The following is a 17,616-nucleotide window of genomic DNA, read 5'->3' as shown; positions in this document are numbered from 1 at the left end:
TATCACGGATGAGCTATTTGATTCGAAAAACACGCTCCAACTGCAATTAAGCTCACACAATATCCATCTCGTGCGATATGGGAGCAGCGGCTACCCCGCGAGTAGCGTACGCCAGTCCGCTACTGCTGGCCGAGGAACACCATGTTCCAGGTCCCGGCACCGATGGCCGCCGCCACCGACGCGCCGGCGATCAGCACACCGCCCAGGACCACCCACGCGTCCAGCCGGCTGAACGTCGCCGTCCGCGCCCAGGTCCGCTGCGCGCCGCCGAAGCCGCGGGCTTCCATGGTCACCGCCAGCCGGGACGCGCGGCGGAGTGCCTGGACCAGCAGCCCGAAGCTCTGCCCCAGGGCGGCCTTCAGCCGCTGCACCGGGCTGCCATGCGAGCCCACGCCGCGGGCCCGCCGGGCCATGCCAATGGTCTGCCATTCCTCGGCCATGAGCCCCACGAGGCGCATCGCGGCGAGGGTCCCGAGCACAAACCGGTGCGGCAGCTTCGCCTGCTGCCCCAGGGCGTCGGCCAGGTCTGTCGGGTCTGTGCAGCTCATCAGCAGCACCGCCGGCAGGGCGATCGCCAGGCCGCGCAAGAGGAAGCCCAGCCCAAGCTGCAGCGAGCCCTCGCTGATGGACCAGACGCCGACGTCGAGCAGTATCCGTCCGTGGTCCGGCGCCAGGATCGCCGTGCTCCAGCCGCCCACGGCCGCCGCGAGGATCAGCGGCCAGCCGCGCTGCCAGAGCAGGGCCAGGGTCAGGCCGGCAAGCGGGAACAGCAGGAGTTCGAAGCCGAGCGCCACGGACGCGGACACCCAGTCGATGGACAGCGCCAGGACGACGGTGATGAGCACGACGCCGGCGAACTTGGCCAGCGGGTTGGCCCGGGCCAGCAGGGCGTGGTTCCCGGGCAGGGTCAGAGTGTCCCTCACGGCGCCGCCACCCCCGGATGGGCCGGGCCGGGCACGCCGGGCTGCGGGGCGCCGAGTTTCAACTCGGTGCCGCCCAGAACCTCGCTGAACTCCGCGTCATGCGTTACCGAGACCACGGCGGTGCCGGCGTCGAGGAGCTCGGAGAGGAAGGAGGCAAGTTCCGCCCAGGTGTTGGCGTCCTGGCCGAAGGTCGGCTCGTCCAGCACCAGCACCTGCGGGTGCGCGGCCAGCACGGTAGCGACCGAGAGCCGCCGTTTTTCGCCGCCGGAGAGGGTGTAGGGGTTGGCGTCCACCAGCTCGCGCAGCCGGAGGCGTTCCAACAGTTCGTCCACCCGTTCTTCGCCGCGGCCCAGCTGGCGGGGGCCGAACATCAGTTCGTCCAGCACCCGTCCGGTGACGAACTGGTGCTCGGGTTCCTGGAACACCGTGCCGATCCTGGCGATCAGCTGCTGGGCCCTCCACTTGTAGGGATTGATGCCCGCGCCGGCGCTTAGTTCGGTCGTGGCGGACACCGCACCGGCCACCGGGGCCAGCAGTCCCGCCAGCGTCAGGGCGAAGGTCGACTTCCCGGAACCGTTGGGGCCGGTGATGGTCAGCGCCTGCCCGGCCCGGACCTGCGCCATGATGCCGGACTGCACGGGCGCGGGCGGGAGCGCGCGGAACCCCCGCAGCAGACCGGTGCGGCGGGGGCGTTCGCGGGACACGGCCAGCCCCTCGGCGGCCAGCAGCAGCTGGCCGGCCGCCGCGCCGCCGCCGGTCCCGCCCCACAGGGTACCCCCGGGGGCTCCGCCGGCACGGGCCCGGGTGGCAGGCACATGGCCGGGCACCCAGACGCCGGCGGCGATGAGCAGGTCCCGTGCCTGCTCCAGCACCACGTCCGGGGGCCCGTCCAGCAGCACGGCGGAGTCCGTGGCGGTTCCGGGCCGCAGCACGACGATCCGGTCCACGAGGTCTTTCCAGACGGCAACCCGGTGCTCCACCACCACCAGGGTGGCCCCGGTCTTGTCCAGGCACCGTCCCACGGCGTCGCGGACCTCCAGGACACCGCCCGGGTCAAGGTTGGCGGTGGGCTCGTCCAGCAGCAGCAGGCCCGGCCGCATCGCGAGGATCCCGGCGAGTGCCAGCCGCTGCTTCTGGCCGCCGGAAAGCGACGACGTCGGGTGCTGCAGCGGCAGCCCGCCCAGCCCGACGTCGTCGAGCGCCTCCGCCACCCGGCGCCAGATCTCCGCAGGGGGCACGGAGAGGTTTTCGGCTCCGAAGGCGACGTCGTCGCCAAGCCGTGACAGCACCACCTGGGTCTCCGGGTCCTGCTGCATCAGCCCCGCCCTGCCGCGCCGGGCCCGGGGCGGGGCGCCGTCGATCAGCAGGCTGCCCGTTTCGTCCGAGTCCTCGGCGTCAGCGGCGGCCGCGGGCGAAGCAGCGGCTGCAGCTGTGCTGTCCCCGAGCACCCCGGCCAGGGCGTGCAGCAGTGTGGACTTGCCGGCGCCGGACGGCCCCAGCAGCAGCACACGCTCGCCCGGTCCGATGTCCAGATCCAGGCCGCTCACGGCGGGCCGGGGCCGGCCGGCGTGCCGCCAGCCCCAGCCGCGGGCGGTGACCGCGGCCGGCCGGACGGCGTCGGAAGTTCTCATGCGGGTGCGGGCCTCAGGAGAAGACGGGTTCCGACGCCGCCTTGCGGGAGCCGAAGGAGCCCAGCACCCCGGTCTTGGCCAGGCCGCGGGTGGCCAGCCAGGACAGTCCGCCGGCAATGACGGCTCCGGAGATGGCGCAGAAGATGATGTAGGCGAGCTTGTCGCCGGTTTCGTACGCGATGTTCCAGCCCCACGGCAGGAAGGAGTCGTTCAGGCCGCAGAAGAGGCCCGCGCCGGCGCCGGCGAGCAGGGACACCGGCAGGTTGAACCGCTTGTACAGGAAAGCGGCGAAAATGAGTTCGGCGCCGAGGCCCTGGACGAAGCCGGAGAACAGCACGGACGCGCCGTACTGGGAGCCCATGATCAGCTCGCCCGTGGCGGCCACGGTTTCGCAGAACAGGGCCGCTCCGGGCTTGCGGATAATGAGCATGCCCAGCACCGCCGGAATCATCCAGCCGCCGGCGTAGAGCCCGGTCAGCGGCGGGTAGACGGCGTTGAGCGGAACGGAAACAAGGTTGGAACCCTGGGACCAGGCCCAGAAAATCACACCGCCGGCTACAGCGATCAACGCCGCCACCACAATGTCGACCACGCGCCAGCTGTACTTGCCGGTGGTGAGTGTCTGCTTCGCAGAAATATCAGTCATGTCGTCCTCCTGAGGTACAGGAGGGGAGGGTGTTCCGGCGGCGCCGCGGCTTCCGCCACGGGCGCCGGGCACCCTGAGAACTCGACTCCCTTGCGCCGGTACTAACCGGATCAGGTTCGAGGGTCTGCGGCTGTCCGCACTCTCAGCGCCCACCTACGGTTCCCTGGACTGCTCCAGTGATGCCCGACGGCGGCGCTCCCCTGTCGTATTAAAATCGCCCTTGTGGGCTGGGCCAGTTTACACCCGTTGGGGTTGCGCCGCGGTGGGCAGCTAACGGAAGCTGAATCCCATGAGCGACGCACCAGTTCCTTCCCCCGAGTACGACCCGGACTCCGCGGAACCGCAGCCGGAGGGGTCCCTGGCGGCGCTCATCGGCCGCATCCTGACGGAAATCGACGAACTGCAGTTCGAGTCCTTCAGCAAAGACGACGCCCTTGACCTTGGGCTCCGACTGGTGGAACTGGGCCGGCAACGCGCCCACCCGATTGCCATCGACATCACCAAGGGTGAGCAGGTGCTGTTCCACGCCGCGCTGGAGGGCGCCACCCCGGACAACGATCGCTGGATCAAGGCCAAACAGCGCACCGCCGCGCGGTACGAAGTCCCGTCGCTGCTGGTGGGCCTCCGGGCGCGTGCCGCCGGGCGCAGGATCGAGGACAACGCCTGGTTCGACCAGCAGGAATTCGCGGCCCACGGCGGCTCCTTTCCGATCTACCTGCGCGGCACCGGGATGGTCGGCACCGTCACCGTGTCGGGGCTGCCGCAGAAGGCGGACCACGAGCTGGTGGTCGAGGCCCTGACGGAGGTCCTTGGCCGCCCGGCGTCACCGGGACGCTAGGCTAGGGGAAGCCCTGTTTCCTCCCGCAAGGAGTACGACGTATGAACATCTTCATCAAACTGCTCGGCACCGGCATCAGCCTCCTCGCCGGCTTCGTCGGCACCAAGGTGGTCGACACCGTCTGGGAAAAGACCACCGGCAACAAGCCGCCGAAGGGCCACGACGACGACGTTCCCACCACGCTGCGGCAGGCCCTGACGTTCGCCCTGATCTCGGCGTCGGTCAGCGCCATCATCCAGGTCCTCGCCAACCGCGGCACGCAGCGGGCGATCACCCGCTTCGCCAAGACCCAGGACCTGGTCTAAGCCCTATCGCCGGCCCCGTTCGCACGGGCCGCCGGCATCCGGGCGCACTGGCCGCGCCGGCGGCGTCAGTCGTCGTCGTCGGTAAAACCGCGTTTGCCGGCCGCCTGCTGGACGACGGCTTCGAGCTCGTCGGCGCTGAGCAGTTCCGGGTGCAGGTGCTTGGTGCGGTAGCCGGCGCGTCCCACCATGTGGGCCGAGACCGGCACCGTGAGCAGCTGGAAGATCCATGCCACCCCCAGCACCGGCCACACCCACCAGGTGCGCAGCTGCAGCCCCACCGCGCAGAGCAGCAGGAACAGGCCCAGCACCTGCGGCTTGGTGGCGGCGTGCATCCGGCTCATGAGGTCGGGGAAGCGCAGCAGGCCGATAGCCGCGCCGAGGGACATCAGCGCCCCGACCACCATGAACACGGCGGAGACGGCGTCGATCACGGCGTCGGCCGAGGTTGTCTCAGGACTCATTGGGCTGCTTCCTCCGGTCTGCCACGAAACGGGCCACGGTCACCGAGCCGACAAAGCCGATGATGGAGATGGACACCAGCAGCATCAGGTTGTTCAGGTGCCGGTTCACGGCCATATCGATGCACAGCGCCGCGCCCAGGATGGCGAGCAGCACGTCGGCGGCGAGCACCCGGTCAAGCAGCGAGGGCCCGCGGGCGATGCGGATGATCGCGCCGGCCGCTGCGAGGGAGAGCACGACGGCGGTGATGGTCAGGACCAGCGGCATCATGTGCCCACCTCCTGCTTCAGTGCGGACAGTTCGGCCGGGGTGCCCATGATCCGGATCAGCGCGGCCTCGGTGTCGCGTACCTCCATGCGGAGCTTGTCCGCATCCTTAGCGTCGCGGACGTTGATGCCGTGGATGTAGAGCGTGGACGTGGACCGGTCGACTTCCACCACCACGGACCCCGGAATCAGCGAGATCACATGCCCGGTGGCGGTCACCAGCAGGTCGGAATGGCTCCGGAGTCGGACGGCGACGACGGCGCTGATCACCTGCGGGCCCCGGACCACGGCCAGGTACAGGACCTGGAAGCTGGCCGCCACTACCTTGCCCAGGAAGATCACGGCGAAGGGCACGGCGCGCAGCACGTTGAACCGGCCGCCCAGTTCTACCGGCGGCAGGTAGAACAGCCGCGCCACCACCACTGCTATCAACGCACCGAAAAGCAGGTTCCCGGCGCTGAAATCCTGCCAGAGCGCACCCCAGACGATGACCAGCCAGACCAGCAACGGCAGTTCCTGGCGCAGCGAGATTCTCTTCCGCGTCATTTCCCGCCCTCCTGCCGCGGCGGCTCGGCGATCGCCGGGACCGGCGCCTCGTCCCCCAGCACGGCCTGGATGTAGGCTGACCGGTCCAGCATCGACTCGGCCGACTGGCCGGCCACCCGGAACAGCGGCCCGGCGAACACCGTCAGCGCCACCCCGAACAGCACCAGGCCCAAGGTGGAGCCCACCATGGTCCGCGGCAGCAGGGTCACGTTCTGCTGGCCGGCGCGGTGGCCGGTGGCCGCGTCGGCCGGGGCGGCCAACAACACGGGGTCGGGGTGTTCGGCGTCCTCGGGTTTGCGCCAGAAGGCACGGTTCCAGACCCGGGCGATGGCCAGCAGCGTCAGCAGGCTGGTCAGCACGCCGCCAGCCACGAGCGCGTACGCGAGCGGCGTGCCGAGGGCGACGCCGGCCTGCAGCAGGCCCAGTTTGCCCAGGAACCCGGAGAACGGCGGGATGCCGGCCAGGTTCATGGCCGGGACGAAGAACAGCACCGCCAGCAGCGGCGAGAGCTTGGCGAGCCCGGCGATCCGGTCCACCGAGGAACTGCCGGCGCGGCGCTCGATCAGGCCGGTCACCAGGAACAGGCTGGTCTGGATGGTGATGTGGTGCGCCACGTAGAACACCGCGGCCCCCAGCCCCGCGACAGAGGACATCGCCAGGCCGAACACCATGTAGCCGATGTGGCTGACCAGGGTAAAGGAGAGCAGTCGCTTGATGTCGCTTTGCGCCAGGGCACCCAGAATCCCCACCACCATGGTCAGCAGGGCCGCGACCATCAGCGGGGTGTTGAACGTGTCGCCGGGAAAGAGCAGCGTCTCGGTGCGGACCATCGCGTAGACGCCCACCTTGGTGAGCAGCCCGGCGAACACGGCGGTGACCGGGGCAGGCGCCGTCGGATACGAGTCCGGGAGCCAGAAACTCAGCGGGAAGACGGCGGCCTTGATCCCGAACGCCACCAGCAGCAGCACGTGCAGCAGGTTCCGGGTGCCCTGGTCCAGTTCGACCAGCTTGACGGCCAGGTCGGCCATGTTGATGGTCCCGGTGGCGCCGTAGATCATGGCGATCGCGATCAGGAAGAGCACCGAGGACACCACGGACACCACCACGTAGGTCACCCCGGCGCGGATCCGCGGCCCCGTCCCGCCGAGGGTCATCAGCACGTAGCTGGCGGTCAGCAGGATCTCGAAGCCCACGTAAAGGTTGAACAGATCGCCGGAAAGGAAGGCGTTGGACACGCCAGCCACGAGGATCAGGTAGGTGGGGTGGAAGATCGACACGGGTGCGTCGCGGTCGCCGTCGGCCATGCCCTGGCCGGTGGCGTAGACCAGCACGGCGAGGCTGACGGTGGAGGACACCACCAGCATGAGCGAGGAGAACTGGTCCACCACCAGCACGATGCCCCAGGGCGGCAGCCAGCCGCCGATGTTGACCGCGGACGTGCCGCCCTGCCAGACGGAGGCCAGCAGGAAGCACTCCAGCAGCAGGGTCAGCGAGAGCAGCGCGATGCTGACGGTCCGCTGCGCCCGTGGCTGCCGGATCAGCAGGAAGGTCAGGGCGGCCCCCAGGATGGGGAGGACGACGGCGAGCGGGGCAAAGCTTGCGATGTTCACTTGGTCCCTCCTTCCGGGCCGGGATCGACGTTGCGGGAACCAGGTTGTTCTTCGGCGGCGGCGTCCGCTGCAGGCATGCGGCGGGCGCCGGCCTGCACGGTCTCCGGCGAATCCGTCCCCGCTGCGCCGGGCTCCGGGGCCGCGACCAGCGGGAACTCCGAGGTCTCCACCGGAATGACGGCGTCATCCTCCGCGTCGAAGCTGGGGGTCTCGGCCACGCGGCGGTCCTCGGCGTCGTCCTGGATTTCGTCCTGCCGGGCCAGCACCCAGGTGCGGTAGATGATGCCCAGCATGAACGCCGTGACGGCGAAGGAGATCACGATCGAGGTGAGGATCAGCGCCTGCGGGAGCGGGTCGTTGTAGTCGTTGGCGGCGGTGTCCTTGTTGTACAGCGGGGCGAGGCCTGCGTAGCCGCCGGTGGCCAGGATCAGCAGGTTGGTGGCGTTGGCCAGCAGCATCAGGCCCAGCAGGACCCGGGTCAGGCTGCGTTCCAGGATCAGGTAGATGCCGCAGGCGTATAGGGCTCCCATAACCGTCAGCAGGGTCAGATTGACGCTCATGCGTTTCCCTTCGCGGTGGCTTCGGCCGGGGCGCCGTCGGCCTTTGGTCCGTCGGCCGACCCCTCGGACGGCTCTGCGGGCTCTTCCTCGGCGCGCTCGGCGGGCTGGTCCTCGAAGTGCTCGTCGATTTCCGCGCCGAGGCTGCGCAGCACGTCCAGGGCCAGGCCGACGACGACGATGTAGACGCCGATGTCGAAGATGGTGGAGGTGACGAACTTGATGTCACCGAACACCGGCAGCCAGAGTTCGATCACCGCGGTCTGGAAGACCTGGCCGCCCAACAGCAGCGGCGCCACGCCCGACGCCGCGGCCGTTGCTAGGCCGATCCCCAGCAGGGCGCCGGCGCTGACCGGGGTGGCTTCGCGCAGTTCGAAGCGCCCCCCGGCGAGGTAGCGGATGGTGAGGGCGAGCCCGGCCGTGAGGCCGCCGGCGAAACCTCCGCCGGGCAGGTTGTGGCCGGCCAGCAGCAGGTAGAGGGAGAAGACGATCATGGAGTGGAAGATCAGCCGGGTGACGACTTCGAAGATGATCGAGCGGCGCTCCGGGGCCATGGTGCGCCCGGCGACCAGCCACGCGTCGCGCGTCGAGGCGGCGAACCGCCGGCTCATGGCCAGCGCCGCGTTGTCCCTGGTGTGCGCGGGCTGGCCGGTCCGGCGGCCCACGGTCCCCTCCGCAACGGACGCGGACGGTCCGATCCGGTCGCCGCGCCCGCGGACGAAAATCAGGCTGGCGACGCCGGTCGCGGCGAGCGCCAGGACGGAGATCTCGCCGAAGGTGTCCCAGGCCCTGATATCCACGAGGGTGACGTTGACGACGTTCAGGCCTCCGCCGCCCTCGTAGGCCAGGCGGGGGAATTCCAGCGAAACGGGTGTGGCGACGCGGGCCCCCAGGGCGTAGATCGCCACGAAGACCATGGTGAGGCCGAAGGCCGCGCCGATGATCACCCGGATCACCCGGTATTTGCCGCCGGTGCGGTCCCGCAGTTCCGGCGGCAGGCTGCGCATGGCGAGGACAAAGGCCACCAGGATGATCGTTTCCACCAACATCTGGGTCAGGGCCAGGTCCGGGGCGCCCTGGAGGGCGAACATGAGCGCGATGCCGTAGCCGGTCACCGAGACCATCAGCACGGCCAGGAAGCGTTTGTTGGCCCGGACCGCGGCGAGGGCGCCGATCACGATTCCGGCGCCGGCCACCAGCTGCAGCGGCGAACCGGGGTCCACGAAGTACAGGCCGCCCGGCAGCGGCTTGTTGGCCAGCACCAGTGCGGTCAGCGGCAGGACGAAGGCGACCGTCAGGATGACGGCCAGGTAGAAGAACAGCGAGCCTCGCTGGGTCCGGCCGGTGACCCACACCGCGACATCGTCGAGGGCGCCGATGGTGTGCTGGTAGCTGCGGTCGCCGTCGATCCAGCCAGGCACCAGGCCCTGGGCACGGGCGACGACGTTCCGTCCGTAAAACATCGCCAGGCCGAGGGCGAAGGTGACCGCGGTGAGGCCCAGCGCCGGGGTGAACCCGTGCCACAGCGCCAGGTGGCCGGCGGCGTCGGCCTCCGGGACACCTTCCTGGCCGGCAAAGAGTGCCGCGTAGGGCTGGATCCAGGCGTCCACCGGCACCGGCCACACTCCGTAGGCGACAGTCAGCAGGCTCAGCAGTGCGGGGGCGGCCAGGAACGCCGGTTTGATCGCCTTGAACGGGGTGGCCGGCACGCCCTGCTTGACCGCGAAGGCGCCCCACATGAAGCGGGCACTGTAGGCGAAGGTCAGGATGGAGCCCAGGACCACTCCCAGCAGGATCACGGGGCCCCAGGGGCCGGTCCCGGCGTGGTGCACGAAGGCTTCAAAGACCGACTCCTTCGCCACGAAGCCTGCCAGCGGGGGGACCCCGGCCATCGACGCCGCCCCGATCGCCGCCACCACGGCGAGGGCCCGAGAGGACCGGTACACGCCGGAGAGCTTGCGGATGTCGCGGGTCCCCGCCTGGTGGTCGATGATGCCGACCACCAGGAACAGCGTGGCTTTGAAGAGACCGTGGGCCAGCAGCAGCGCGAGGCCGGCGAGCGCGGCGTCCGGCTTGCCGAGCCCCACCACCATGGTCAGGAAGCCCAGCTGGCTGACCGTGCCGTAGGCGAGGATGAGCTTGATGTCGGTCTGGCGCAGGGCCCGGTACCCGCCCACCAGCATGGTGGCCAGGCCCAGGCCCAGCACCACCGGGAGCCAGAACGCCGTCTCGGCGAAGCCGGGGGCGAGCCGCGCCACGAGGTAGATGCCGGCCTTCACCATGGCGGCGGCGTGCAGGTAGGCGCTCACCGGCGTCGGGGCGGCCATCGCCCCGGGGAGCCAGAAATGGAACGGGACCAGGGCTGACTTGGTGATCGCCCCCACCAGGACCAGCACGACGGCGGCCGCCACCGAGTCCGCGGCCGGCCCGGCCACCAGCTCCGGCGCCCGCTGCAGGAGGGACGAGATCCGGTAGGTTCCCGCCGTGGAGCCGAGCATAATCAGCCCCACCAGCATGGCGAGGCCGCCGGCCGTGGTGACAATAAGCGCCTGCAGCGCCGAACGCCGGGCGGACAAGCGGGTGCGGGCGTAGCCGATCAGCAGGTAGGACAGCACCGTGGTCAGTTCCCAGAAAATGAACATCAGGAGCAGGTCATCGGCGGTGACCAGGCCGAACATGGCGCCGGCGAAGGCCAGCAGCTGCGCGCCGAAGCCGCCCAGGTAGCTGTCCTTGTTCTTGAAGTAGCGGGCGCAGTAGACCAGGACCAGCGCTCCGACCCCCAGGACCAGCAGCGACATGACCCAGGCCAGGGCATCCATCCGGAACGCCAGCTCAAGGCCAAGGTCCGGGATCCACGGCAGGGTCACCGCGGTGGAACCGGGGTCCGAATAGACCGCGCCGTGCTGCAGGAGCAGCCAGATGAACGATCCTGCCGGCACCGCGGCCAGTGCGAAGAACGCGTTCCTGCCCAGCCTGCGGAAGAGGAACGGCGCCACAGCAGCCACCGCGAAGTGCACGGCAAGGACTGTGATCACTGGAATCTCCGCAACGTTAGGAATTCGATTATCAAGAGTTGGAGCAGGCGGCGCATTGGTTAGGTTCGGTCCGGACAGTTTACCAAGCGTGCACAAATTGTTTTTGGCGGAACCGTTTCTTCGTCGGCTGCGCGCCGCGGACGGATAACATCAGGCTATGAATTCCGCCACCGCCGCCGAGGCCATGCGCCCGGGCTCCGAACTTGAGTCCGGCAACCATGCCACCGGCAAGGGCCGCATCCTGGCCTGGGCCGCCTGGGACTGGGGTTCCGCAGCCTTCAACGCGGTCATGACCACGTTCGTCTTTACCGTGTACCTGACCTCCCAGGCCTTCGGCGGGGAAGATGCAGCCTCCGCGGTCCTCGGCTCCGCGCTGGCCATCGCCGGGGCCGCCATCGCATTGCTGGCGCCGGTCACGGGTCAGCGCTCGGACACGGGAGGCCGGCGCAAACTCTGGCTGGGGGTCAACACCGCCGCCGTCGCGCTCCTGACCGGCCTGTGCTTCTTCGTCTTCCCCCGGCCGGAGTTCCTGCTCCTCGGGGTGACGCTGATCGCGCTGGGCAACGTGTTCTTCGAATTCGCCGGCGTCAACTACAACGCCATGCTGGCCCAGATTTCCACCCCCGCGAACATCGGAAAAATCAGCGGGTTCGGCTGGGCCGCGGGCTATCTCGGCGGCATCGTGGCGCTGCTGATCGTGCTGCAGCTCTTCGTCCAGCCCAGCATCGACTGGTTCGGCGCCTCCACCGAGGACAGCCTGAACATCCGCCTCGTGGCGGTCTTCTCCGCACTGTGGTTCCTGGTGTTTGCGCTTCCGGTGATGTTCGCCGTCCCGGAAGTGCCCAAGGCCCGGCAGTCCGGGCTGGGGTTCTTCGCGTCCTACGGCCTGCTGGTCCGCCGCATCCGGGCGATCTACCGGACCAGCCCGCACACCATTTACTTCCTGCTGGCCAGCGCCATCTTCCGTGACGGGCTCGCCGCGGTGTTTACCTTCGGCGGGATCATCGCCGCCGGCACCTTCGGCTTCGAACTCAAGCAGGTGATCTTCTTCGCCATCTTCGGCAACGTCGTCGCCGCCGTCGGCGCCCTGCTCGGCGGTTTCCTGGACGACAGGATCGGACCGAAGGCGGTCATTATCGGCTCACTGATCGGTCTGCTCGGCGCTGGAACCGTGCTCCTGGTCCTGGGAAACGGTAATTATTCCTTCTTCGGCATGCAGTGGGCGGGCAGCACGACGTTCTGGGTGTTCGGCCTGTTCCTGTGCCTCTTTGTGGGCCCGGCGCAGTCCTCGTCCCGCGCCTATCTGGCCCGGCTGGCCCCGCACGGCGAATCGGGCGAGCTTTTCGGCCTCTACGCGACCACGGGCCGGGCCGTCAGTTTCTTGGCACCGGCGCTTTTCACCTTGTGCATCACGGTCGCGACTCCCCTTGTGGCCGCCGGCGAAGCGCAGCGCTGGGGCATCCTTGGCATCATGGTTGTCCTGCTGGCCGGGCTGCTGGTGATGCTGCCCGTCAAACCGCCGGGAAAGACGGAAATCGCCGTGGTTCCCGAGGCCTGAACCTGCCCCCAAAATCCGGCCAGCCCACTAGGCTGGAGGCATGAACGTGGATGAGACAGACCTTCCCGGCCTGGGCCGACGTAAGGACTTCATGACCGCCTCGGGACGCCGGATCGGCGTCGTCGAGTACCGCGAAGGCCAGACCGAGCTGATCGTCTCGACCTGGGACGATCCGGACACCTGTCAGGCCTCCATCCCGCTGACCGCCGACGAGGCTGCGGCCCTTGGCAACCTGCTTGGCGGGCAGCGCCTGGCCATGCAGCTCTCCGAAGCGCACCGGGAAGTGCCCGGAATCGTCACCCGGCAGTTCTCCATAGCCCCGGATTCGCCCTTCCAGAACCAGCCCATGGGCAAGGCCTGCATCCGGACCCGCAGCGGCGCCTCGATCGTGGCCATTATGCGGGAGGGTGAGGTGCTTCCCTCCCCGGGGCCCGACGTCGTCCTGCACCCGGGGGACCTCCTCGTTGCGGTAGGCACGCAAGAAGGCCTGGACACGGCAGCCAGCATCCTGCGCAACGGATAAGCCGCATGGATCCGCTCGCCCTGACCCTCATCGAACTGGGGGCCGTCGTGTTCTGCCTTGGCCTGCTGGCCAGGCTGGCCGGGCGGATCGGCATGTCCCCCATCCCGCTATACCTGATCGGCGGCTTGTTCTTCGGCGCGGGCGGGCTGGTCAAGCTCGAGGGCATGCACGAGTTCGCACATCTCTCCAGTGAGATCGGCGTCATCCTCCTCCTACTTATGCTCGGGTTGGAATATACGGCGGCCGAACTCGTCACCGGCCTGCGCCGCTCCTGGCAGGCCGGCGTCTTGGATCTCGTGCTGAACTTCGTGCCGGGCGCGGCCCTGGCGCTGATGCTGGGCTGGGGCGTTGTGGGGGCGATGGTCATGGGCGGGGTCACCTACATCTCTTCCTCCGGGATCGCCGCGAAGGTCATCACCGACCTGGGCCGGATCGGCAACCGGGAGACTCCGGTGATCCTGTCCATCCTGGTGTTCGAGGACCTGGCTATGGCGGTGTACCTGCCCGTCCTGACGGCCACCCTCGCCGGAGTCAGCTTCCTGGTGGGGCTGCAGACGGTGGGGATTTCCCTGGCCGTCGTGACGCTTGTGCTCGTGGTGGCGCTGCGCCACGGCCACCACGTGTCCAAGGCCGTGCACAGCGAAAATTCAGAGGTGTTCCTGCTGAACCTGCTGGGCGCGGCGCTGCTGGTCGCCGGGCTGGCGGCCGCCATGCAGGTTTCCGCGGCCGTCGGCGCGTTTATGCTCGGGATCGCGATCTCCGGCGCCACCGCCCACAGCGCGACGCGGATCCTTGAACCCCTGCGCGACCTTTTCGCCGCGATCTTCTTCGTGGTCTTCGGCCTCAACACCGATCCATCGTCCATCCCGCCGGTACTTGGCTGGGCCCTGGTCCTGGCCGTACTGACAGCCGCCACCAAGATGATCACCGGAATCTGGGCCGCCAAGCGGGCCGGGATCGCGCTGCCCGGACGCTTCCGCGCCGGCGCGGCACTGATTGCCCGCGGCGAATTCTCCATTGTGATCGCCGGGCTCGCGGTGGCGTCAGGCGTGGTGCCCCGCGATCTCGCCGCGCTGGCCACCGCCTATGTGCTGATCATGGCTGTCATGGGTCCGCTGGCGGCCCGCTTTGTGGAGCCCATCGTGCGAATGCTCCGCCGCCCGGCCCGGCGGACCGCGCTCCCGGTCCGGCCGGTCGGCTAGGCCCCCGCCACCTGCCGGGCTAAACCTCGGTGCGGTGGAAGTTCAGGTGGCTGCGGCTCGCCGTCGGGCCGCGCTGGCCCTGGTAGCGGTTGCCGTACTCGCCGGACCCGTAAGGGTGCTCGGCCGCGGACGTCAGGCGGAAAAAGCACAACTGCCCGATCTTCATGCCCGGCCACAGCTTGATCGGCAGGGTGGCCATGTTGGAGAGTTCCAGCGTGACGTGGCCGGAGAATCCCGGATCGATGAAACCCGCCGTCGAATGCGTCAGCAGGCCCAGCCGGCCCAGCGAGGACTTCCCCTCCAGCCGCGCCGCGATGTCGTCCGGCAGCGTCACGGTTTCGTAGGTGGAGCCCAGCACGAACTCGCCCGGGTGCAGGATGAACGGCTCGCCGGCGTCGACCTCCACCAGGCGGGTCAGCTCGGGCTGGTCCTCGGACGGGTCGATATGGGCGTACTTGTGGTTGTCGAAAAGCCGGAAGAATCGGTCAATCCGGACGTCCACCGACGACGGCTGAACCATGTCAGGGTCGAACGGCTCCAGCACAATGCGCCGGGAATCGATTTCGGTACGAATGTCGCGGTCAGAGATCAGCACAGCATCAAAAATACCCCAGTAATGGCCGGCCGGTACGCCTGGGCCCAGTGTTACTGCCGCAACGCCCTAAGCTGCCGCCAGCCGGTGCTCCAGGACGGACTTGAGACGCTCCAGCTGGGCGACCTGCGCCTTCATCGCCCGGCGCACCTTGGGATAGGCCAGGAGCGCGGCACCTGCAGGCCGGTACCGGAGGGCAAAACGGACGCGGGTACTGCAGCCCTCCGTGCTGAGGTAGTAACCGCCGTGCGGGCGGGCCGGGCCGGTAATGACCTGGAATTGGATCTCGGCTCCGGGCCGTGCCGCGGTGAGTTCGAAGTCCGCATCCGCCGGCCGCCGCCCTGACCCGGCAAACAGCGGGCGGTAGACGGCCCCCATGGAGCAGGCAACCCCGGAGACCAGTTCGACGCCGCGGACTCCGTCCCGCCAGGACGGCAGGTTCCCCGGGTCCAGCAGGAAATTGTAGACACTCAACGCGTCGCGGTGAATCACGACTTCGTACTCTGCAAAGGCCACGGAAATCCTCGCTTGGCGGACGGCTGATGGACGTAGCCCGTTCCCCGGAGACTGCAGCTAACCACTTCAGGGTATCCAGCAAGGCCCGCCACACGTCCCTGTGTGGCGGGCCTTTACCGAAGAGTTACCGACGCCGGCTGCGGCGGCCGTCTTCTTTGGGGCCTCCTTAGATTTCCACACTGACGACGTCGCCCCGGCGGACGTGCGCGGGCCGCCCGGATCCCTCCGCGTCGCGGGTGCGCACGGGCGGAATGGTTTCGGGATGCTGGGCGCCGTAGCCGGCAACGTACGCCGTATTGGCATCCGGACCCCGCCGCGGGATCCTGTTCTGGACCACCCCAAGGATGTTGGCATCGACGAAATTCAGCTGGTCGATGGCCTTGGCCAGGCTGTGCTGGCTCACCCTCTTCGTTCCGACTACCAGCAGTACGCTGTCGGTGCTTCTCGTCAGCACACTGGCGTCGGTGACCGGGAGGATTGGCGGGGCGTCCACGATGATGAGGTCGAACTTCAGCTGCAGCTCCTCCAGGAGACGGCTCATGGCTGCCGAGCCGAGCAGTTCGCTGGGGTTGGGAGGCAGCGGTCCCGAGGCGAGGAGCGCCAGGCCGTCGTCGGACCAGTACTGGATGCTGTCGTCGAGGCTGGAGGAACCGACCAGCACCGTAGTGAGGCCGACTCCCCCCTCGATGCCGGTCGCCGCGGCCACCGAGGGAAGACGCAGGTCGGCGTCCACCAGAATGACCTTTTGGCCACCTTTGGCAACCGTTACAGCAAGGTTCAGGGCAACCGTGCTCTTCCCCTCGCCGGCCGACGCCGACGTCACAACGATTGAGCGCATCGGCCGGTTGACACCGGCGAACTGCAGGTTGGTCCGGAGTTTCCGGAACGCTTCCGCTCCCGTGCCGGCCAATACGGACGGTGCAGCACCCGGCAGACGGCCAGCAGCCTGCTCAGTGATCCCGGCAAGAAGCGGCAGGTCGGTCATCTTGCGCAGATCCGATTCGGTCCTGATGTTGCGATCCAGGACATGTCGCAGCACCGCCGCCCCGATGCCCGCAGCCAGCCCGTACAGCAGGCCCAGCGCCAGGTCCAGCTTCACGTTGGGGCTGGACGGCTCGGTCGGCGTGCTGGCGTGATCCACCGGGCTAAGCCGCACCGGGGTCGGCGTTCCATTGGTCGGCCGTTCCAGGTCCGCCACCGCCGTCATGAGGCTTGCCGCGACGGCGTTGGCAATTTCCGCGCTCCGCTGGGCGGACCTGTCGCGGGCTTCGATGTCGATGATTACGGTGTTGCGCGCCGTTGACGCCTTGATCTTGGCGGCCAGGGCCTCCGGTGTCGTGCCGAGATTAAGCTTGTCGATGACCGGCTGGAGAACGGTCGGTTTCGAAGTGACGTCAACGTACGACTGGACGCGGGCCAGCGCGAAGACGCTGCCCTGCTGAAGTTCCGCCGACGTTGCCGAGTTCTGCGTCGAGACAAAAAGACTGGTCGACGCCGTGTAGGACGTGGGAGTCAGCAAAGAGGCCGTGCCCGCGACTATGGTTCCCAGCAGCGCCAGGACTGTGATCAGACGCCAGCTGCGGCGCAGTATGAGCAGTTGTTCACGGACGTCCATTGCGGGTCCTTCCCCAGGTGGCGGTCGCTGCAGTCATCACGAATCGGCGCGGTTTCATGCCGCCAGCCAGGTGTAACAGCCATCCGATAGCACCCGGACCGCGCCGGCGGGAACGGTCACGGCAGAGCCTCCGTTGGACTCCGCGATGGTATTGCCCGCGGCGTCATAGGCAGCCAGCGTACAGCTGGGGGACGGGTTCCAGGCCTCGTACTTGCCTACGGAAATCGACCCGCCGCCTTCCTTGGGCGCCGGGGCGCCGATGGTGAAACTGCCGTCGGTGAAACCACGACGCGCGGCCTCGAGTTGAGGCTGAAGGCCGGGGCAAAGCTCGGCAATCGCGTCCACCTCCTCGCTGTCCTGCTCCTCGATCAGGTGGGAAACCACGGCCTTCGGGTCCTTGACCTTTACCGTTTCAAGTTGGGCGCAGCGCTCCTGACCGACCTGCAGGACAGCGTTCGGATCTGTGCCCTTGGGGACCCTGGAGGCGAGATAGCGTTTCTCCGCCGGGGCGAAGGTGGGCGCGGGCGCTGCCTGCGCAGCACCGGACGGCGCGGCCGGAGCGGCAGGGGCCGCTGTCTTGGCGGCTCCGGCCGCGGGACCCGGGGCGGAGGAGCCCTTCGGACCAGCACCCGAAGGCTCCGCAGCCGGGGCCGACGACGCCGGAGCACCGGCGGACGAGGAGAGGGGACGTGGACTTTCCGGGGCGGTGCAACCGGCGGCCGCGAAAACCGCGGCCGCCAGAAGCACCATTCCCAGGGGTTTTGAGAGACCGTTATTCATGGGATGTTTTCTTT

The 17,616-nt window shown here is 68.6% G+C and carries 18 protein-coding genes and 1 riboswitch; of the genes, 5 read left to right on the top strand and 13 right to left on the bottom strand.

From position 1 onward, the window contains the following. Positions 1-119: 119 nt before the first annotated feature. From ABIN76_RS09025 to ABIN76_RS09015, 3 genes are read right to left on the bottom strand one after another with little or no spacing between them, the layout of a single operon-like run. Entirely contained in the window at positions 120-923 is an 804-nt protein-coding gene (locus tag ABIN76_RS09025) for an energy-coupling factor transporter transmembrane component T (RefSeq protein ID WP_346959373.1), read from the bottom strand. Beyond that, positions 920-2,554, bottom strand: coding sequence for an ABC transporter ATP-binding protein (locus ABIN76_RS09020; protein ID WP_346959372.1), 1,635 nt, complete (start codon positions 2,552-2,554; stop codon positions 920-922). The genes ABIN76_RS09025 and ABIN76_RS09020 overlap by 4 nt, the downstream gene beginning before the upstream one ends. A gap of 13 nt (positions 2,555-2,567) precedes the next feature. Beyond that, on the bottom strand, positions 2,568-3,200 hold the full coding sequence (locus ABIN76_RS09015; RefSeq protein ID WP_346959371.1) for an ECF transporter S component: 633 nt from the start codon (positions 3,198-3,200) through the stop codon (positions 2,568-2,570). Positions 3,201-3,269: 69 nt separating this feature from the next. Then, positions 3,270-3,412, bottom strand: a riboswitch (TPP riboswitch). A gap of 77 nt (positions 3,413-3,489) precedes the next feature. Here ABIN76_RS09015 and ABIN76_RS09010 point away from each other — a divergent pair. Together ABIN76_RS09010 and ABIN76_RS09005 are read left to right on the top strand one after the other, a co-directional pair. Then, complete coding sequence (locus tag ABIN76_RS09010; protein WP_346959370.1) at positions 3,490-4,038, top strand: heme-degrading domain-containing protein; 549 nt, start codon at positions 3,490-3,492, stop codon at positions 4,036-4,038. Positions 4,039-4,079: 41 nt separating this feature from the next. Then, entirely contained in the window at positions 4,080-4,343 is a 264-nt protein-coding gene (locus tag ABIN76_RS09005; protein WP_175322316.1) for a DUF4235 domain-containing protein, read from the top strand. 65 nt (positions 4,344-4,408) lie between these two features. Here the strand turns inward: ABIN76_RS09005 and mnhG are convergent, their stop codons facing one another. From mnhG to ABIN76_RS08975, 6 genes are read right to left on the bottom strand one after another with little or no spacing between them, the layout of a single operon-like run. Next, a complete protein-coding gene (gene mnhG, locus ABIN76_RS09000; RefSeq protein WP_346959369.1) occupies positions 4,409-4,804 on the bottom strand; it encodes a monovalent cation/H(+) antiporter subunit G in 396 nt (131 codons plus the stop codon). Further along, the gene (locus ABIN76_RS08995; protein WP_175322314.1) at positions 4,794-5,072 is read right to left on the bottom strand and encodes a monovalent cation/H+ antiporter complex subunit F; all 279 of its coding nucleotides are present in this window, start codon (positions 5,070-5,072) and stop codon (positions 4,794-4,796) included. Before ABIN76_RS08995 ends, mnhG begins: the two co-directional genes overlap by 11 nt. Continuing rightward, positions 5,069-5,614 carry a Na+/H+ antiporter subunit E gene (locus tag ABIN76_RS08990; RefSeq protein ID WP_346959368.1) on the bottom strand — a complete coding sequence of 182 codons (546 nt, stop codon included), beginning with the start codon at positions 5,612-5,614 and terminating at the stop codon, positions 5,069-5,071. The genes ABIN76_RS08995 and ABIN76_RS08990 overlap by 4 nt, the downstream gene beginning before the upstream one ends. Then, on the bottom strand, positions 5,611-7,224 hold the full coding sequence (locus ABIN76_RS08985) for a Na+/H+ antiporter subunit D (protein ID WP_346959367.1): 1,614 nt from the start codon (positions 7,222-7,224) through the stop codon (positions 5,611-5,613). Before ABIN76_RS08985 ends, ABIN76_RS08990 begins: the two co-directional genes overlap by 4 nt. Beyond that, positions 7,221-7,784 carry a Na(+)/H(+) antiporter subunit C gene (locus ABIN76_RS08980; protein WP_346959366.1) on the bottom strand — a complete coding sequence of 188 codons (564 nt, stop codon included), beginning with the start codon at positions 7,782-7,784 and terminating at the stop codon, positions 7,221-7,223. Before ABIN76_RS08980 ends, ABIN76_RS08985 begins: the two co-directional genes overlap by 4 nt. Continuing rightward, on the bottom strand, positions 7,781-10,816 hold the full coding sequence (locus ABIN76_RS08975) for a Na+/H+ antiporter subunit A (RefSeq protein WP_346959365.1): 3,036 nt from the start codon (positions 10,814-10,816) through the stop codon (positions 7,781-7,783). Before ABIN76_RS08975 ends, ABIN76_RS08980 begins: the two co-directional genes overlap by 4 nt. A 157-nt stretch (positions 10,817-10,973) precedes the next feature. Between ABIN76_RS08975 and ABIN76_RS08970 the strand changes: the two genes are divergently transcribed. The 3 genes from ABIN76_RS08970 to ABIN76_RS08960 are packed head-to-tail and all read left to right on the top strand — an operon-like array spanning position 10,974 to position 14,099. Beyond that, positions 10,974-12,374, top strand: a complete 1,401-nt coding sequence (locus tag ABIN76_RS08970; RefSeq protein ID WP_346959364.1) for an MFS transporter — start codon at positions 10,974-10,976, stop codon at positions 12,372-12,374. A 40-nt stretch (positions 12,375-12,414) separates the two neighbouring features. Then, positions 12,415-12,897 (top strand): cation:proton antiporter regulatory subunit, encoded by a 483-nt coding sequence (locus ABIN76_RS08965; RefSeq protein WP_346959363.1) that lies wholly within the window; start codon positions 12,415-12,417, stop codon positions 12,895-12,897. 5 nt (positions 12,898-12,902) lie between these two features. Continuing rightward, on the top strand, positions 12,903-14,099 hold the full coding sequence (locus ABIN76_RS08960) for a cation:proton antiporter (RefSeq protein WP_346959362.1): 1,197 nt from the start codon (positions 12,903-12,905) through the stop codon (positions 14,097-14,099). Between the two features lie 19 nt (positions 14,100-14,118). Here the strand turns inward: ABIN76_RS08960 and dcd are convergent, their stop codons facing one another. From dcd to ABIN76_RS08940, 4 genes are all read right to left on the bottom strand, one after another. Further along, positions 14,119-14,694: a dCTP deaminase gene (dcd, locus tag ABIN76_RS08955; protein ID WP_346959361.1), complete on the bottom strand. Its 576-nt coding sequence runs from the start codon at positions 14,692-14,694 to the stop codon at positions 14,119-14,121. Positions 14,695-14,760: 66 nt separating this feature from the next. Continuing rightward, entirely contained in the window at positions 14,761-15,207 is a 447-nt protein-coding gene (locus tag ABIN76_RS08950) for an SRPBCC family protein (RefSeq protein ID WP_346959360.1), read from the bottom strand. Positions 15,208-15,373: 166 nt separating this feature from the next. Continuing rightward, positions 15,374-16,822: a polysaccharide biosynthesis tyrosine autokinase gene (locus ABIN76_RS08945; RefSeq protein ID WP_346959359.1), complete on the bottom strand. Its 1,449-nt coding sequence runs from the start codon at positions 16,820-16,822 to the stop codon at positions 15,374-15,376. 54 nt (positions 16,823-16,876) lie between these two features. Then, entirely contained in the window at positions 16,877-17,602 is a 726-nt protein-coding gene (locus ABIN76_RS08940) for a hypothetical protein (RefSeq protein WP_346959358.1), read from the bottom strand. Positions 17,603-17,616: the final 14 nt, after the last annotated feature.

It is taken from the genome of uncultured Arthrobacter sp. (assembly GCF_964021775.1).
GTDB lineage: Bacteria > Actinomycetota > Actinomycetes > Actinomycetales > Micrococcaceae > Arthrobacter.
This window is presented reverse-complemented; position numbering and strand designations above follow the sequence as displayed.

Bases quoted from the DNA above. Each gene is read 5' to 3' on its own strand.
- ABIN76_RS08990 (WP_346959368.1), bottom strand. From the start codon at position 5,614: ATGACGCGGAAGAGAATCTCGCTGCGCCAGGAACTGCCGTTGCTGGTC.
- ABIN76_RS08965 (WP_346959363.1), top strand. From the start codon at position 12,415: ATGAACGTGGATGAGACAGACCTTCCCGGCCTGGGCCGACGTAAGGAC.
- ABIN76_RS09010 (WP_346959370.1), top strand. From the start codon at position 3,490: ATGAGCGACGCACCAGTTCCTTCCCCCGAGTACGACCCGGACTCCGCG.
- ABIN76_RS08970 (WP_346959364.1), top strand. From the start codon at position 10,974: ATGAATTCCGCCACCGCCGCCGAGGCCATGCGCCCGGGCTCCGAACTT.
- ABIN76_RS08940 (WP_346959358.1), bottom strand. From the start codon at position 17,602: ATGAATAACGGTCTCTCAAAACCCCTGGGAATGGTGCTTCTGGCGGCC.
- ABIN76_RS09015 (WP_346959371.1), bottom strand. From the start codon at position 3,200: ATGACTGATATTTCTGCGAAGCAGACACTCACCACCGGCAAGTACAGC.
- ABIN76_RS08980 (WP_346959366.1), bottom strand. From the start codon at position 7,784: ATGAGCGTCAATCTGACCCTGCTGACGGTTATGGGAGCCCTATACGCC.
- ABIN76_RS08960 (WP_346959362.1), top strand. From the start codon at position 12,903: ATGGATCCGCTCGCCCTGACCCTCATCGAACTGGGGGCCGTCGTGTTC.
- ABIN76_RS08945 (WP_346959359.1), bottom strand. From the start codon at position 16,822: ATGGACGTCCGTGAACAACTGCTCATACTGCGCCGCAGCTGGCGTCTG.
- ABIN76_RS09005 (WP_175322316.1), top strand. From the start codon at position 4,080: ATGAACATCTTCATCAAACTGCTCGGCACCGGCATCAGCCTCCTCGCC.
- ABIN76_RS08995 (WP_175322314.1), bottom strand. From the start codon at position 5,072: ATGATGCCGCTGGTCCTGACCATCACCGCCGTCGTGCTCTCCCTCGCA.
- ABIN76_RS09020 (WP_346959372.1), bottom strand. From the start codon at position 2,554: ATGAGAACTTCCGACGCCGTCCGGCCGGCCGCGGTCACCGCCCGCGGC.
- mnhG (WP_346959369.1), bottom strand. From the start codon at position 4,804: ATGAGTCCTGAGACAACCTCGGCCGACGCCGTGATCGACGCCGTCTCC.